Origin of the sequence: Stenotrophomonas maltophilia, assembly GCF_001274595.1 — a bacterium.
Lineage (GTDB): Bacteria > Pseudomonadota > Gammaproteobacteria > Xanthomonadales > Xanthomonadaceae > Stenotrophomonas > Stenotrophomonas forensis.
This window is the reverse complement of sequence record NZ_CP011010.1, coordinates 1,079,196-1,094,388: the sequence shown is the minus strand read 5'-3', so window position 1 is coordinate 1,094,388 and position 15,193 is coordinate 1,079,196. Positions and strand designations below refer to the sequence as shown.

The window sequence follows — 15,193 nt, the reverse complement described above, 5'->3', positions numbered from 1 at the left end:
GTGGCATCCGGCTCGTTCACCAGTGTCAATCTGTCCCAGCTGCCTGCACCGGCGGTCATCGAAGTGCTCGATTTCGAAGCCATGTTCGATGAATCGCTGACCGCGCTGCAGGCCCTGGATCCCACCTTCGACGCGCTGCTGCCGTCGGACCCTGCTTTCAAGATCCTGGAGGTCTGCACCTACCTGCGCCTGCTCGACCGCCAGCGCGTCAACGACGCCGCGCGTGGCGTGATGCTGGCCTACGCGGTCGGCAGTGACCTGGACCATCTCGCTGCGATCTTCGGCATCGCCCGCCAGGTGCTGGACCCGGGCAAGCCGCATGAGGGCATTCCACCGCGCTACGAAGGTGATGAGGATTTCCGTCGCCGCATCCAGCTGGGCCCGGAAGGCTTCAGCGTGGCCGGGCCGGAGGGCGCCTACATCTTCCACGCCCTTAGCGCCGACGCCCGCGTGCTCGACGCCAGCGCGACCAGCTCCTCACCCGGTGTGGTGGTGGTTTCGGTGCTGTCGCGCGAAGCCAATGGTGCCGCTTCCCAGGGCCTGCTTGATGCAGTGGAAGCAAAGCTCAGCGCGGCCGACGTGCGCCCGCTGACCGACCACGTGCTGGTGCGGTCGGCGGAGATCGTCAACTACGCGATCAACGCCACGCTCTACACCTTCGCCGGCCCGGACTCGCAGGTGGTACTGGGCGAGGCCCGCACGCGCCTGGACCGCTACATCGCCGAGTCGCATCGCCTGGGCCGCGACGTGACCCGCTCGGGCCTGTTCGCCGCGTTGCATGCCGAGGGTGTGCAGCGCGTGGAGATCGCCAGCCCATTGGCTGATGTAGTGGTAGACCGCACCCAGGCCACTCACTGCAGCACGGTGATCCTGACCCATGGCGGCAACGATGAGTGATCCCACCACGCGCCTGATCAACGCACGCCTGCGCGGTGCGGTCGATGGGCAGAACCTTCAGTTCCGTCATCCGGGTGGCGCCCTGGCTTCCCTGCAGTCGGTGTACCGCACCGACTGGCAGGGGCGCCTGAAGTTGTCGGACACGCCAAGACGCAACCTGCAGCGCTTATCGGCAACCTTCAACGTGCCCCGCTGGACGGGCTACTACGTCAAGCCTGCCAATCTGTCTGCCGGGTCATTCGCGCCTGATGGCAGCCCCAATGCCTTCTCCTTCCCTGCCTCCGATGCGATCGGCGGGCCAGGGCAGCGCTTCACCGGCCTGGTGGACGAAGATGGAAGCGCGTTTCCCGATGGCGCCGTCCGCACCATCAGCGTCTGGCTGCGCGCAACCGAGCCGTGCGTCATCGGCTTCGGCATGCGCACGACCGGCCCAGGCAGGACCCAGCTGCAGGTGGGTACCGAGTGGAGGCGTTACAGCTACACCTACACCGCCACTGCGGATGACCCACCACGCGGCATGAGCATCGTGCTGGATCGGCTGGCAGCCGGGAACTCTGGCCTGAAGCCGGACAGCCGCATCCACGTATGGGGCACACAGGCCGAAGCAGGCCCTGTGGCGACGAGCTACATCCATGCCGTCGCGCAACCCATGACAAGGATCGACTACAGCATGGCCGGCAACGTAGTCACCTTGAACTACCTGCCTCCCCCCGGCGCGATCATCGATGGCGATGCGCTGGTCAGCGTACCTGCTGCCGCACATCTGTTGCCCCCCAACTCCACCCGTAGCGAGCAGGCCCTGGCGCGCGCAGCGGTCACACGCCCGCTGCCGGTGGACATCACCGCACTGTGGGATGCCGACCGCTGCCCGGCCGCGCTGTTGCCCTGGCTGGCCTGGGCACTGTCAGTCGACGAATGGAAGGCCTACTGGCCCGACAAGGTGAAGCGTGCACGCGTGCGCGCGGCAATCGCGATCCAGCGCCGCAAGGGCACGTGGGGCAGCGTGCGCGACGTTGTCGCCGCGTTCGGTGGCTCGATCCTGATCCGCGAATGGTGGGAGATGCAGCCGCAAGGCGCACCTCACACCTTCGAAGCGGTGATGACCATCGCCAACCAGGGCGGCGAGACCGCAACCGCCAAGTTCGTCGACGACGTGATCGGCGAGATCACCCGCACCAAGCCGGTGCGATCGCATTTCACGTTCACCCAGGGCATGCAGGCCAGCGCCGAGATCGGTGCGCTTGCAGGAGCCCGTGGCACCACCTTCCGCCGCATCCAACTGATCGGAGAGTAAACCCCGCATGCGCTTGAAAATCACCGACGCCGGCTTCGCCAAGCTGGTCAATCCCCCCAATACCGGCACCAGTGCCGTACTGATCACCGAGATCGGCCTGACCTCCACGGCGTTCACGCCATCGGCGGGGCTGACTGCACTGCCCGGCGAAATCAAGCGTGTCCTGACGTTCGGTGGCAAGGCCGTTGGCGATGACACACTGCACGTCACGATCCGTGACGACAGCGCCAGTGCCTACAGCCTGCGAGGCTTCGGCCTGTACCTGGGCGACGGCACGCTGTTCGCCACCTTTGGCCAGGCCGATCCGATCATGGAGAAGACTGCGGCCTCGATGCTGTTGCTCTCCACCGATACCCGCTTCAGCGAAGTCGATACCGGGCTGATCGAGTTCGGCAATGCCGAGTTCATCTACCCACCGGCGACCGCCGAGGTGCAGGGCGTGGTGGAGCTGGCCACCTCCACCGAGGCCGAGGAAGGTGCCGACACGCAACGTGCGGTCACCCCGCGCGGGCTGCGTGCGTTCATCGACAAGCGATTGGGCGCCAGCGCACCCACGCAGTTGGTGCGGACGCTGCTGTCGATCGCCACCGAAGCCGCGTTCCGCTCCGCATTGGGGCTGAAATCGGCTGCGCTGAAGGATGAAGGCGCCGACAAGGGCCTGGATGCCGACCTGCTTGACGGCCGACACGGCACGCACTATCTGGATTGGCGCAACATGACCGGCGTGCCGTCCAGCGTGCACGTACCCGGCCAGGTGATCCTGTTCGCCGGTGCCACCGCGCCCAACGGCATGCTGCTGTGCAATGGCGCCGCTGTTCCGCGTGCCAGCTACCCGGCCCTGTTCGCTGCCATCGGCACCCGCTACGGCGCCGGCGATGGCGCAACCACCTTCAACCTGCCGGCAATGCAGGAAGGCACGGTCGTCACCCACACGCTGAATCCCGAAGCGGTCGGCAGCTTCACCCAGGGCGAGGTGATCCGCCATGCCCATAGCGCAAGCACGGCAACGGCAGGCAACCATAGCCACGCCATCTCCGTAGGTGCAGGCGGCGCTCACTCGCATGGCGCCAGCGCCAGCGCGGTCGGTGACCACGCGCACGGTGCGTGGACCGACTCGCAGGGCCATCACGCGCATACCGGCGGTACATCCTGGATCGGCGACCACCAGCATCTCACCGCGTTCGCCGAATCGGGTACCACCTATCCGTGGGGCGCCGACTACAACAATCACGTCGGCTCGCGCGGCAACCTGGACTACGACAACCCCTGGCCCAACACCAGCCCGGCCGGTGGACACGCACACAGCTTTACCACCGACGGCGCAGGCGGCCATGGCCACAACATCGGCATGAACGGCGCCGGCGGCCACTCGCACACCATCTCCATCGCCCAGGTTGGCGACCACGGCCACACCGCCTCGGCCGCTGACGCCGGTGCCCACACCCACGCCATCGTGGTGGAGACCTCCGGTGGCGAACGCAACCTGCCAGCCGGGCTGCGGATGATCTATTGCATCGCTTACTGAGGACATGAACGTGCCCATCGAACCGCGCTTCGCGCACTCCTACGACCCCGACACCCGCGCCTACATGGGCAAGGTCCGTCTGCAGCCCTCCCCCCGACGGCCGCTGGAACCTGCCCGACTACACCGTCGACCTGGCCCCCCGCCAGCCCGCCGGCGAGTACCAGACGCTGCGCCTGGCCGATGATGGCACGCGCTGGGAAGCGGTCGCCGACTTCCGCAACTGCATGCTGTGGGACACCCGCACAGCAATGGCGGTGCCCAATCGCCTCACGCTCGGCGAGCCCCTGCCCAAGGACGTGACGCTCTCCGAACCGTTCCGGCTGGACGGCACCACACCGCAGTACAACGCGTGGAACGCTGGGCGCCGCGAATGGACGCTGCTGCCGGACTACAGCGCACGACCGTTGTGGAACAAGAGCGATGCCAGCTTCGCGACTCCACTGCCGCGTGGCGTCGGGTTGCCGCCCACGGTGACCGATCTGGCACCACCGGCCGATCGCAGCTACCCGATCATCTATGACGACGCCAGCGCGGCCTGGTTGATCGTGGCCGATCCCGCAACACCCACCCCGCAACCGCAGGCGTGACATCAGGCCACGGCTGCAATTAATCCAGCCGCGGCCAGATACGAACATGTACCCATGCGGCGCAGCTCGCGACCGCAGCACCCACCCAACCAAGGAAAAAACAACGCATGGCCGAATTTCTGCATGGCGTGCAGGTCGTCAACATCGATGGTGGTTCCCGCTCGATCGCTGTTGCTTCGACCAGTGTCATCGGCATCGTGGGCACCGCGCCCCGCGCCGACAAGACCGCCTTCCCGTACAACACCCCGGTCCTGGTGACCTCGCGTTCGCAGGCTGCCAAGCTGCTCGCCAACGCCGCTACCGAAGTCGATGACGGCACCCTCCCGGGCCAGCTCGACGCCATCTTCGACCAGTCCAACGCGGTCGTCGTCGTCATCCGCGTGGAAAAGGGCGCGACCGAGAATGACACCCTGGCCAACGTGCTGGGCGGCGTGAATGCTCAGACCGGTGCCTACACCGGCGTGCATGCGCTGCTGGCGTCCAAGTCGGTGGTGGGCATCAAGCCGCGCATCCTGGCGGTACCGGGCTTCACCCACACCCATGAAAAGCGCGACACCGAGCTGCTGGCCAACCCGGTCGTGGCCGAGCTGCTCGGCATCGCCGACAAGCTGCGCGCGGTGATCATCAAGGACGGCCCGAACAGCAACGATGAGGCCGCCAAGAGCACCACCGCCCTGACCGGTTCCAAGCGCGTCTACGTGGTCGACCCGGCGCTGCTGGTGCAGTCCGGTGATGCCATCGTCACCCGCTACGCCTCCGGTGCCGTGGCCGGCGCCATCGCCCGCAGCGACAACGAACGCGGCTGGTGGGCATCGCCGTCGAACCTGGAACTCAACGGCGTGGTTGGTACCGCGCGTGCCATCGACTTCGGCCTGTCCGACGCGACCAGCCGCGCCAACCTGCTGAACCAGTCCAACGTGGCGACCATCATCCGCGAAGGTGGCTTCCGCCTGTGGGGCAACCGCACCGCCAGCAGCGACCAGAAGTGGCAGTTCCTGTGCGTGGTGCGCACCGCCGACATCATCGCCGACAGCCTCGAGGCCGCCCATCTGTGGGCTGTCGACCGCGGCATCAGCAAGACCTACGTCGATGACGTGCGCGAGGGCGTCAATGCCTTCCTGCGCGGCTTGAAGACCCAGGGCGCGATCCTCGGCGGCAACTGCTGGATCGACCCCGATCTGAACGCAGCGGACAGCGTGGCCCAGGGCCGTTTCTACTGGGACTTCGACTTCACCCCGACCTACCCGGGTGAACAGCTGACCTTCCGCATGCACATGAACAACAACTACGTCTCGGAGATCTTCTAAGCATGGCGCGCAACGTCCGCAAGAACTTCAACTTCTACGTCGATGGCAAGGGCTATGCCGGCAACGTGGAATCCTTCACCGCTCCGAAGCTGACGCTGAAGACCGAGGATTTCCAGGCGGGTGGCATGTTCGCCCCGACCGAAATCACCCTGGGCCACGAGAAGCTTGAAGCCGAGGCCGTCCTCATCGCCGATGATCCGGACATCATGGGCAAGTTCCATGTTGTGGAGAGCAAGGAGTATTCCTTCACCGCACGCGAGGCACTCGAATCCAGCGACGGCAGCATCACCGCCGTGGTCCACAACATGCGCGGCAAGGTCAAGGCCATCGATCGTGGCGAGTCCAAGTCCGGCGAGAAGGGCACGGTGAAAATCTCGCTCGCGCTGAACTACTACAAGCTCACCCACGGACCGCTGGTCGTCCAGGAGCTGGACGTGGTCAACATGATCGCCAAGCAGAACGGCGTGGACATGCTGGCCGGCCTGCGCAGCGCCCTGGGCATCTGACCCCGCACGCATCTCCACAGCACCGGGGGCGCCTCGCGCCCCCGCCTTCATCGCGCTCCCTCGATTTCCAGGAACACATCCATGTCCAGCAAGACCAAGACCGCCAACGACCACGTCATCGAACGCGATGGCTATGCCGAAGTCACCCTCACCCGCCCGCGCCAGGTCAATGGCGTGGAGACCGCCGTGCTGCGCATGCGCGAACCCACCGTGGAAGACATGGAGCGGTTCCAGGATGACAAGGGCAGCGATGCACAGCGTGAGGTCCGGATGATCGCCAACCTGTGCGAGATCCCGCCGGACGACCTGCGCAAGCTGCCGCTGCGCGACTACGCCCGCCTGCAGTCGGGGGTCGCGCTTTTTACCACCTGACCCTGCCGCAGATCAGGCAGGGAGTGCTCGCCCTGGCCGGCCATACCGGCTGGGGCCTGCGCGAAATCATGACGCTGCGGGTGTCGAAGTTCATCTGGTGGATACAAGGATTGCCGGTACATGGCGAGTAACGTTCAAACGACAACGATCACGATCGGTGGCTCGATCTCGGGCTCGCTGAAGTCCGCACTGTCCTCCACCGAGGATGGACTGAAGAAGATCGGCAGCGAACTGGACAGGCTGGAGCGCAAGCAGCGCTCCATGAGCAAGGCGAACCCCTCGCTGGTGAAGCTCAAGCAGAACGTTGCCGGGCTGCGCCAGGAGTATGCCAGGCTCTCCAGCGAGGGCGATCGCCTGCGCAAGGTGCAGACCGGCCTGGAGCGCGTCGAGAAGGCGAGCACCGCCAATCTGCGTAGCCGCAAGAAGCTGGGAACCTCCTTCAAGGAGTCACGCACCCTGCTCGGCAGCGCAGTGACCCAGCTGGCCAAGCCGGTCGAGAACGCCTCCAGCTTCGCCCGCCAGAACCAGCAGATCGGCAGCGCAGCGGGCCTGGACAACGGCCAGGTCAAGGCGCTGGGCAGGACAATCCTGGCCGAGACCGGCAACACCAACCAGAAGGCGAATGACCTGCAGCGCGCCATCCGGCTGCTGGTCGACGCCGGCATGGATGCACAGTCGGCGCAGACCAGCCTGCGCGCCATCGGCCGCACCGCCACCGTCACCGGCACCGGGATCGACGACGTCTCCAGCGCCGCCGTTGGCCTGCAGCAGTCATTCGACATCGACCCTGCCAACATGCAGTCGGCGCTGGATGTCCTGGTCGTCAGCAGCCGCCAGGGCGGGCTGGGGCTGAAGGACATGGCCAAGGTAATGCCGGTGCTGGGAACGTCGTTCCAGGCGCTGAAGCTGCAGGGCAACGCCGCAGCGGCCACCATGGGCGCGGCACTGGAAGCCACGCGCAGGTCCGCGGGCGGCGCTGACCAGGCAGCCACCCAGATGAAGGGCTTCATGACATCGATCATGTCGCCCGAGCTCCAGGCCAAGGCCAAGAAGGGATTCGGCCTCGACCTGCGCAAGGTCATCAGCGACGCGCAGAGCAGCGGTGGCAACCCGTTCGACGCTGCGATGCAGGCCATCATCCAGGCCACGGCCGGCGATCAGCAGAAGATCGGCAAGCTGTTCGGCGATGCACAGGCGAAGAACTTCGTCGGCCCGATGATCCAGAACTGGGACCAGTACACCCGGATCCGCGACAAGGCGCTCAATGGCTCTGCCGGAACCACCGATGCGGCTTACGCCAATGCCATGCAGACCGACCCGGAGAAGATCCAGGGCGCGAAGATCGCCGTGGACAACCTGTCCAAGGCCTTTGGTGCGGCGTTGCTGCCCGCGGTCGGCGACGCCGCGGTGAAACTGACCGAACTGCTGAACGGCGTAACCACCTTCGTGACCGAGAATCCGAAGCTGATCGCCAATACCACCAAGGTGGTGGTGGGCATGCTCGCCATGCGCAGCGCGGTACTCGGTGCCCGTTACGCCTGGACGTTCGTGAAGGGTCCGATCCTGGGCGTGCAGAAGGTCTTCCAGCTGTTCCGTGCCGGCAACCTGCTGGCCCAGCTGGGGCGCTTCGGCCCGATGGCCATGCGTATCGCCTCGGTGTTCCGCGTCGTCGCCACCGCAGTGGGGGCCATTGGTGGCGGACCTATCGCGGTAGCTGTGGCCGCGCTCACTGCCGGTGCCCTGCTTGTCCGCAAGTACTGGGAGCCGATCAAGGCCTTCCTCGGCGGTGTATGGGAAGGTCTCAGCAGTGCGGGCACCTCCGCGATGGGAGAACTGGTGAATGCCGTTGCGCCGCTGCGTCCAGCGTGGGAAGCGGTCAGCGCCCTGCTGGGGCAGGCCTGGGACTGGCTGTCGCGGATGCTGGCCCCGGCGCAGTACACCGGAAACGAACTCTCCCGCGTGGGCGAGATCGGCAAGCTGGTGGGCGAAGCACTCATGCTCAACTTCCGCGCCGTCATCCATGTCGCTGGCTTCGTCGCCGAGGTCTTCAGGATGATCGGTGAGGTCATCGGCACCGTGGCCGGATTCATCGTCGTCACCTTCGGCGGCGCCTGGGACTGGGTTGCAGCAAAGGTCAGCAGCGTGATCGACACGATGATGACCAAGATGGCCCCCTTCATGAAGGTGGTGGGCACCATCATGGACAAGGTCGGGGGCGTGCTGGGCACCGCCAAGGACAAGATCGCGTTCGGTGTGAACACCGCGGCCGATGCCTACGGCGCGATACGCGCAAACGGCGGCATACAGCTCCCGCCGGTGATGCTCGCGCCCGCCAGCATGCACAGCGCCAGCGTGCAGCCACGCATGCCGAATGCCTTTGGTACACCGGCCGGGCGTGCCGCACCGGAGATGCCTTCGCCCACACCGCGCAGCGCCACCACGGTGCAGCAGCAGCAGACCAACAACATCACCATCCACCAGCAGCCAGGCGAATCCAGCGAAGCGGTGGCGCGCCGCACGGCCGACGAGCTGCAGCGTCGCAGCGCGGTGACCGCCCGTGGTGGCCTGGCAGACAGGAACTGAGCATGAAACGCGAATTCGTAACCGGCGCAGTGGACAAGCTGCTGTCGCAGTTCAAAGCCAACGACTCCGGCAACGCCCCGGTCCTGCTGATGCTGGGCGGCTTCAAGTTCAGCCTCAACACCGCGGTCTTCCGGGAGATCCAGCAGTCCAACGAGTATCGCTGGCAGGCGCAGGACCGCGTCGGCCAGATGGCGGCCCTGCAGTACACCGGACCGGGCTCGGCCAGCATGACCCTGCCTGGCGTCATCTACTACCAGTTCCGCGGAGCCGGCAATGAGCTCGCACAGCTGCGCAGGCTGGCCGCGCAGGGCACGCCTCATCGACTGCTGACCGGCAAGGGCGGCAACCTGGGCCTGTGGGTCATCGAGAAGATCGATGCCACCGCCAGCGAGTTCACCGCCGACAGCGCGATCCTGAAACAGGAATTCACCCTTTCACTGCGGAAGCACAGCGATGGCACCAACGTATAACACCCGCGACGGCGATGTCGTCGACCGTATCGCGTATGCGCACTATGGCGAGCAGTCGCCGGCCATCCTGCGCGCGGTACTCGACGCCAACCCGGGCCTGGCCGCGCGCGGCCCGGTGCTGCCTGCCGGCGTGGCGATCACCCTGCCGGAGATGCAGCGCCCGGCCAGCGAGCGCAAGGGAGTCGCCCTGTGGGATTGAACATCGCACCGGCCTTCCGCGTGGTGGCCAACAGCCAGGACATCACCGACAAGATCATGGCGCGCTTCAAGTCGCTGCGCATCACCGACGAGACCGGCAACACGTCCGACACGCTGGAACTGCAGCTGGCCGACCATGATCCGTCCGACCCAATCCAGCTGCCACCGGTGGGCGCGGAACTGGAGGCCTTCATCGGCTATGACGGCCAAGTGCGGCGCGTGGGCCTGTACATCTGCGACGAGGTGGAGATCTCCGGCTTTCCCGGCAGCATGACGCTGCGCGCCCGGGCGGCACCGTTCGAGACCAGCAAGGGGGGCAAGAGCGACCTGCAGACGCAGAAGACACGCACCTGGAAGAAGGGCACCACGATCGGCGACATGGTGCGGCGCATGGCCGGCGAACATGGGCTGAACGCAGCGGTGAGCGCATCGCTGGCGTCCATCGTGCTGCCGCTGACGGTGCAGTCGCAGGAGTCGGACATGAACCTGCTGCTGCGCCTGGCCAAACAGCACGATGCCATCGCCAAGCCCGGAGGCGGGCGCCTGGTGTTCGTGAAGCGGGGCGAATCCACCAGCGCCAGCGGCGAGCGCATTCCCGATGTCACCCTTACCCCGGCCGACGGCAGCGACTATCGGGTAACCCTTGCCGCACGCGAAGATGCCGGCACCACCATTGCCTACTACCGCGATGTGCGCGGTGCCAAGCGCCAGGAAGTGAAAGTGGGCAGCGGTGAACCGATCATGCGCCTGCGCATGGCCTATGCCGACCGGGAGAGCGCAGAGGCGGCCGCACGCGCCAAGCATCGCGAGCAGGCACGGCAGACGCGGACGCTCAGCTACACCCTGCCCGGCCGCGAGACACTGATGGCCGAAGCCACCGTGGTGATGCAGGGGTTCCGCGAGGGCGTGGATGGCCAGTGGCTGGTCAAGCGCGCCGAGCACAGCATCGGCAGCGAAGGCTACGTCACCCGCATCGAATGCGAACAACCCAACAGTGCCGACGCGGTGAAGGCGGCCAGCAGTGCCGCGGCCACCGAAGGCGAGCAGGTAGCCAGCGAAGTGTAGATCCACGCCATGCGTGGATGCTTTTTGCACATCAACTCACGTACTGCGCCACCCCATTGCCAAACGACCAGTTCTCCTTCTTCACTTCCACCAGGTTGATGAACACATCCTCGCGGCGGATACCCACCGCCGCGTGCAGGCCCTCGGCGATGCCCGCATACAGCGCCTTCTTCTGCTCCAGCGTGCGCCCTTCGTTCCAGGTGATCTGGATGCAGATGAAGTCGTCGGTGCGGTCCACGCCCAGGTAGCCCGGGTCGTAGATCAGCGTCCCGGCGTCGTGCTGCTGGAAGATCTGGAAGCGATCGTTTTCCGGCACGCCCACCGCGCGCATGGCCTGGTAGATGGCTTCACCCACGCGTTGCAGGTAGTCGGCGGATTTACCTTTGCGAAGATCGATGCGGGCGAGCGGCATGGCGGGGCTCCAGGGCCAGGTAGGACGGTAGTGAGACGAGACTACGCCCGTCGTGAGCGGCGGCACAGCGCATGGATGGAACGTCTGCTTTCATGGATGGCACGTGGGCCCGGCGCCCCGGCGCCGGATGACGTGATTGCCGCTTGGAGCATCTGAGGAGTGCTGCTGCCCCGTTCAGGTGAGGGCGGCGAATTGCGCCATCGGTGATGGGACGCACACGGTGCGAGTGCTTTGCTGCTCAGATCCGGAGACGCTGGCTCATGGAAGGCCTTGTTGCAACTTTCCTCACTGACTTTCGGGTTCGAGCGATTCGATGATCGCCCCGCCAAGGCAGCACACCTTGGTCGGGATTGGCGTCTCGAATAAACGAACAGGCTCACACGATGTTGCGATTTCGATCGCAGCGAAGAGAATGCACCGACTGCCTTCTATGGCGGGCGGTGCGTGGGGATCGCAAGATCCGCCAGGCCTTTTCTCCGTGTGAGCCTTTCTGCCTTGGTACGCCAACCCGCACCGTCCGCCACCTTCATTCCGAAGGTGGCCCTACGCCAGTGAGGGTTTTGCCATGACCAAACGAGCCGCATCGCTTCCACGCCTGTACGCATTGATTGCCGACATCGCCAACCAGGTTCCCGACGACATCGCACGCGAGATCGAATACGCATTGGACGAACAGAACCTGCCCATGCAGTCACCCGCGTTTTTCGCGTGCCTCAATGCCATCAACAACGCCGAGGGCGAGGATGGGCAACCGTGCAGCAGTCTTACCCTTGCCGCGGGCAATCACGCGTCGCTGCGCCGCTCGATGGCAGGACTCACCGCAGTGCTCGATCTGCTGCAGGCCGCCGACCGCGCGCGCAGCGAGGCCGGTCCGGATGAACAGCTGGGCGCCTTCCATACCGATGGGCTGATCGTGGCGGCACGGCAACTGGTGCGCGAAGCCAACCATTGCCTGGAAGGTGGAACCGCCTGAGCGCCTGGGCGCGACGTGGCTACAATCGCGCAGGGAATCGCAGGAGACCGCAATGGACGCCGAACACCTGGAGTACTTCAAGGCCGCCCTGGAAGGCCGCGCAACGGTCGGCTGGAATGTCTGGTTTGCCGCCAACCAGCAGGCGCTCGCCCAGCAGGTGAGCCGCCCTGCCCTGCTGCGGTTGAAGTTCAATCACCTGCATGAAGCCGAGCGCCTGCTGGCCGAAGCCGGCGTCGTTCCGGCCAGCACGGCGGGCAAGCGCTATGAGGTGTACTGCGCGCAGTTGTCAGCAGACGTGGTGGACGAGAACGGTCGTCCGTTGCCTGCGGTGTGGCGTGCAGCGCACGGCGGTGCCATCGGCCTGCTTGCCGATGGCGAACACGAAGCGGGCCGGGCAAAGCTGCTTGCGGAGTTCAGCCGCGCGCGCAAGCGCGGGCTGCAGCAGGCGCATGAATGGTTGAGCGATGTGTGCTTCGAAGGCGAGATGGAGCTGAGCGGCGGCAATGCCGTAGTGGGCCGCAGCCTGCTGGCCGTGGTGGTGCAGGCCGGCAGCGGCTACGACCTGTTGGATGGCGTGGCGATGATGGCCCGCGAACGGCTGGAGGATCCGGGCTGAGACGGAGCCCGCTTCGGCGGGCGCCACGGAACCCCAGGCAACAAAAAAGCCCCCATTGCTGGAGGCCTTTTTCGTTCTGCAACATGGTGGGCGGTACAGGGATCGAACCTGTGACCCTTGCCGTGTGAAGGATGGCATAGGCCCTTGTCGCACAAGTCTTTCGCGCAAAGACCCTTGATTTCCCGTGTCGTTGCGTCCCGCTGAATTTGGCCGCACACTGCAATTTGCACTTACGACGCACTTACGGGACATGGGAACCAAGCTGACGATCCGCGCCGTGGAGCTGGCCCAGCCCAGCGAGAAGCCCTATGAGATCAGCGACAGCGACATGAAGGGCCTGCTGCTGCGGGTGCAGCCCTCTGGCGTGAAGTCCTACATCGTGACCTGGGGGCGCGGGAAGCGGCGAACGCTCGGCAAGCACCCGGTGATGACGCTGGCCGGCGCGCGCGCTGCGGCCCTTGCCGCCCTGTCGGAGGCGTCCCAGCATGGCGCCCCGCTCGCCGTGGTCGCCCCCAAGAGCGAACTCACCGTGGCCGACGCCTGCCGCGACTATGTGACCGCCCTCGAGAAGGACGGACGCAAGACCGCATCGGATGACGCCAAGCGCCGGTTTGAGCGCTGCCTCTACGGCGACAAGCTGGGCAAGGTGCGCCTGAAGGATCTCCACCAGGATCACATCGAGGCTTGGCGCGACCGGGTGGAGAAAGGCGACCTACCGCCGCTGCCAGTGAAGCGCGGCCGGCCACCGGTGGCGAAGCCGCTGGCACGCTCCAGCATCAACCGCATCCGCACGACGCTGGTGGCCGCACTGAACCACGCGGTGGCCCGCCGCAAGGCTTCCCCCGACCTCGCCTTCGAGTGGAACGCCGTGAAGCCGCTGAAGGACGCCGGGCAGCGCCGGGGCCTGTACCTGGAGAGGGAGCAGCGGCGCGCGCTGCTGGAGGCTGCTAAGGGACCGGTGCGCGACCTGATCGAGTGTGTGGCGCTGACTGGCTGCAGGCCGGGCGATCCGTCGCTGTGCCTGCGCTCGGACTATGACGGCCGCACTGCCAGCGTGAGGTTCCGCAGCAAGGACCACGACCGCAAGATACCGCTCTCCCCCGCCGCCACTGCGCTGTTTGACCGCTTGGCCAAGGGGAAGCTGCCCAAGGCGCACTTGTTCACCCAAGACGGGAAGAAGGTGTGGACGCCCACCGACTGGAGCGAGCTTGTTAGGGATGCCGCAGCGCGCGCTGGGCTACCTGCCGGCGTGACGCTCTACACGCTGCGGCACTGCTGGATCACCGATGCCATCGTGGGCGGCATGGACCTGCTAACCGTGGCGAAGCTCGCCGGCACGTCGCTGGCGATGATCGAGAAGCACTACGGCCACCTGGTGCAGGGCGCAGCGCGCGACAAGCTGGCGCAGGTGCAGTTCCTGTAGCGAAACTCAATTTTGAGTTTTGCTGGGGAATCAGGGGTTTGCTGCTGCATTCCCCATCCAGCCGCTGCGATTGAGCTCCAGCAGCCTGTGGCCGCGCGGCGACTCGCCGATACTGATGATGTGCTCGGCCACCTTCAGGATTGAAGGCCAGTTTTCCTCAGCCAGCTGAAAGAGCTGCTCGTGAGTGATTTCGCATTCGCGGCCCTGCTCCAGCGCCTGCATTTCGACGCTGTACTCCACCAGTTCGGCCGCAATGCGATCCGGATAGGTCATTAGCTCCGGCGCATGGAGCAGCATCGTGAGGGCGCTCTTTGCCGGCGTGAAGTCCCACACATCATCAAGCAGCGACGCCAGCGACGCGTAGTAGCTGTTGTCATTGAGCTGGTACTTGGACAGACCGGCATTGAGCGCCCACTCCACCGCCTGGCTGAGGGATCGGTGTTGAGCGCGGGCAAGCAACTCCAGCCCCAGTTTCAGCTTGGGCGGGAGTCGGATGCTGAACTGCTCCAGCTTCTCCTCTGGCGCCTTACGGGGGCGGCCAGGCCGCTTCTTCACGGATGCATTCTTGGTAGCCATAGGGCGGAGTTTCGCAGGTTGAAAAACCTGTTGCAACGGCCAATTGAGCGTGATAGCGTCTCCACAGGTTTCGCAGTGTGCGCAACCTATAAAAACTGGAGATGAGATGAAGGCTCAGAGCGAACGACTCAGCTACACCACCGAAGAGGCATGCGCCGTTACCGGCCTGAACCGCAATGCTCTCTATCGAGCAATGGCAGCAGGCCAGCTCAGCACATTCAAAGTCGGGAAGCGGCGCATGGTCTCGGCGCGCGCGCTGCGGGAGTACATCGAAGCCCGCGAGAAAGAAGCCGCCGCCTAAGGGGCAAGCCATGACCAGGTGCCCTGAAAGAGAAACGGCCCAGCTGGTTCGCACCCAGCTGAGCCGCAGAAGCCACGTCCGTACCCTT

Annotated in this window: 17 protein-coding genes; 15 read left to right on the top strand and 2 right to left on the bottom strand. The window is 65.6% G+C overall.

Annotated features, from left to right (window positions below; genetic code table 11):
* The 11 genes from VN11_RS05040 (at position 1) to VN11_RS04990 (ending at position 10,804) form a co-directional block, all read left to right on the top strand.
* Positions 1-897, top strand: coding sequence for a baseplate assembly protein (locus tag VN11_RS05040; RefSeq protein ID WP_053448964.1), 897 nt, complete (start codon positions 1-3; stop codon positions 895-897).
* A complete protein-coding gene (locus VN11_RS22920; protein ID WP_053448963.1) occupies positions 890-2,191 on the top strand; it encodes a phage tail protein I in 1,302 nt (433 codons plus the stop codon). The genes VN11_RS05040 and VN11_RS22920 overlap by 8 nt, the downstream gene beginning before the upstream one ends.
* Positions 2,192-2,198: 7 nt before the next feature.
* Complete coding sequence (locus VN11_RS05030) at positions 2,199-3,716, top strand: tail fiber protein (protein WP_053448962.1); 1,518 nt, start codon at positions 2,199-2,201, stop codon at positions 3,714-3,716.
* A 254-nt stretch (positions 3,717-3,970) separates the two neighbouring features.
* Positions 3,971-4,303, top strand: coding sequence for a hypothetical protein (locus VN11_RS22680; protein ID WP_238581854.1), 333 nt, complete (start codon positions 3,971-3,973; stop codon positions 4,301-4,303).
* Positions 4,304-4,410: 107 nt separating this feature from the next.
* On the top strand, positions 4,411-5,610 hold the full coding sequence (locus VN11_RS05020) for a phage tail sheath C-terminal domain-containing protein (RefSeq protein WP_053448961.1): 1,200 nt from the start codon (positions 4,411-4,413) through the stop codon (positions 5,608-5,610).
* A 2-nt stretch (positions 5,611-5,612) separates the two neighbouring features.
* Positions 5,613-6,116 carry a phage major tail tube protein gene (locus VN11_RS05015; protein ID WP_004154666.1) on the top strand — a complete coding sequence of 168 codons (504 nt, stop codon included), beginning with the start codon at positions 5,613-5,615 and terminating at the stop codon, positions 6,114-6,116.
* A gap of 81 nt (positions 6,117-6,197) precedes the next feature.
* A complete protein-coding gene (locus VN11_RS05010; RefSeq protein WP_004154663.1) occupies positions 6,198-6,488 on the top strand; it encodes a phage tail assembly protein in 291 nt (96 codons plus the stop codon).
* A gap of 120 nt (positions 6,489-6,608) precedes the next feature.
* Complete coding sequence (locus tag VN11_RS05005; protein WP_053448960.1) at positions 6,609-9,071, top strand: phage tail tape measure protein; 2,463 nt, start codon at positions 6,609-6,611, stop codon at positions 9,069-9,071.
* A 2-nt stretch (positions 9,072-9,073) separates the two neighbouring features.
* A complete protein-coding gene (locus tag VN11_RS05000; RefSeq protein WP_004154659.1) occupies positions 9,074-9,541 on the top strand; it encodes a phage tail protein in 468 nt (155 codons plus the stop codon).
* Positions 9,525-9,740, top strand: a complete 216-nt coding sequence (locus VN11_RS04995; RefSeq protein WP_053448959.1) for a tail protein X — start codon at positions 9,525-9,527, stop codon at positions 9,738-9,740. Before VN11_RS05000 ends, VN11_RS04995 begins: the two co-directional genes overlap by 17 nt.
* Positions 9,731-10,804 carry a phage late control D family protein gene (locus VN11_RS04990; RefSeq protein WP_053448958.1) on the top strand — a complete coding sequence of 358 codons (1,074 nt, stop codon included), beginning with the start codon at positions 9,731-9,733 and terminating at the stop codon, positions 10,802-10,804. Before VN11_RS04995 ends, VN11_RS04990 begins: the two co-directional genes overlap by 10 nt.
* Positions 10,805-10,835: 31 nt before the next feature.
* Here the strand turns inward: VN11_RS04990 and VN11_RS04985 are convergent, their stop codons facing one another.
* Positions 10,836-11,216, bottom strand: a complete 381-nt coding sequence (locus VN11_RS04985; RefSeq protein WP_053448957.1) for a tautomerase family protein — start codon at positions 11,214-11,216, stop codon at positions 10,836-10,838.
* 565 nt (positions 11,217-11,781) lie between these two features.
* Between VN11_RS04985 and VN11_RS04980 the strand changes: the two genes are divergently transcribed.
* The 3 genes from VN11_RS04980 (at position 11,782) to VN11_RS04970 (ending at position 14,228) form a co-directional block, all read left to right on the top strand.
* On the top strand, positions 11,782-12,189 hold the full coding sequence (locus tag VN11_RS04980) for a hypothetical protein (RefSeq protein ID WP_053448956.1): 408 nt from the start codon (positions 11,782-11,784) through the stop codon (positions 12,187-12,189).
* Between the two features lie 52 nt (positions 12,190-12,241).
* Positions 12,242-12,805: a hypothetical protein gene (locus VN11_RS04975; RefSeq protein ID WP_053448955.1), complete on the top strand. Its 564-nt coding sequence runs from the start codon at positions 12,242-12,244 to the stop codon at positions 12,803-12,805.
* 250 nt (positions 12,806-13,055) lie between these two features.
* Positions 13,056-14,228 (top strand): integrase family protein, encoded by a 1,173-nt coding sequence (locus VN11_RS04970; RefSeq protein ID WP_053448954.1) that lies wholly within the window; start codon positions 13,056-13,058, stop codon positions 14,226-14,228.
* Positions 14,229-14,258: 30 nt separating this feature from the next.
* On the opposite strand, the gene VN11_RS04965 is transcribed toward VN11_RS04970, so the two are convergent.
* The gene (locus tag VN11_RS04965) at positions 14,259-14,783 is read right to left on the bottom strand and encodes a hypothetical protein (RefSeq protein ID WP_148564932.1); all 525 of its coding nucleotides are present in this window, start codon (positions 14,781-14,783) and stop codon (positions 14,259-14,261) included.
* Positions 14,784-14,910: 127 nt separating this feature from the next.
* On the opposite strand from VN11_RS04965, the gene VN11_RS04960 reads away from it, so the two are divergent.
* Positions 14,911-15,105 (top strand): helix-turn-helix domain-containing protein, encoded by a 195-nt coding sequence (locus VN11_RS04960; RefSeq protein ID WP_053448952.1) that lies wholly within the window; start codon positions 14,911-14,913, stop codon positions 15,103-15,105.
* Positions 15,106-15,193: the final 88 nt, after the last annotated feature.

Excerpts from the sequence above, each read along its gene's own strand:
- VN11_RS05020 (WP_053448961.1), top strand. The coding sequence starts at position 4,411 with ATGGCCGAATTTCTGCATGGCGTGCAGGTCGTCAACATCGATGGTGGT.
- VN11_RS04985 (WP_053448957.1), bottom strand. The coding sequence starts at position 11,216 with ATGCCGCTCGCCCGCATCGATCTTCGCAAAGGTAAATCCGCCGACTAC.
- VN11_RS05000 (WP_004154659.1), top strand. The coding sequence starts at position 9,074 with ATGAAACGCGAATTCGTAACCGGCGCAGTGGACAAGCTGCTGTCGCAG.
- VN11_RS04970 (WP_053448954.1), top strand. The coding sequence starts at position 13,056 with ATGGGAACCAAGCTGACGATCCGCGCCGTGGAGCTGGCCCAGCCCAGC.
- VN11_RS05005 (WP_053448960.1), top strand. The coding sequence starts at position 6,609 with ATGGCGAGTAACGTTCAAACGACAACGATCACGATCGGTGGCTCGATC.
- VN11_RS04995 (WP_053448959.1), top strand. The coding sequence starts at position 9,525 with ATGGCACCAACGTATAACACCCGCGACGGCGATGTCGTCGACCGTATC.
- VN11_RS22920 (WP_053448963.1), top strand. The coding sequence starts at position 890 with ATGAGTGATCCCACCACGCGCCTGATCAACGCACGCCTGCGCGGTGCG.
- VN11_RS04980 (WP_053448956.1), top strand. The coding sequence starts at position 11,782 with ATGACCAAACGAGCCGCATCGCTTCCACGCCTGTACGCATTGATTGCC.
- VN11_RS05010 (WP_004154663.1), top strand. The coding sequence starts at position 6,198 with ATGTCCAGCAAGACCAAGACCGCCAACGACCACGTCATCGAACGCGAT.
- VN11_RS05015 (WP_004154666.1), top strand. The coding sequence starts at position 5,613 with ATGGCGCGCAACGTCCGCAAGAACTTCAACTTCTACGTCGATGGCAAG.
- VN11_RS04960 (WP_053448952.1), top strand. The coding sequence starts at position 14,911 with ATGAAGGCTCAGAGCGAACGACTCAGCTACACCACCGAAGAGGCATGC.
- VN11_RS05030 (WP_053448962.1), top strand. The coding sequence starts at position 2,199 with ATGCGCTTGAAAATCACCGACGCCGGCTTCGCCAAGCTGGTCAATCCC.
- VN11_RS04975 (WP_053448955.1), top strand. The coding sequence starts at position 12,242 with ATGGACGCCGAACACCTGGAGTACTTCAAGGCCGCCCTGGAAGGCCGC.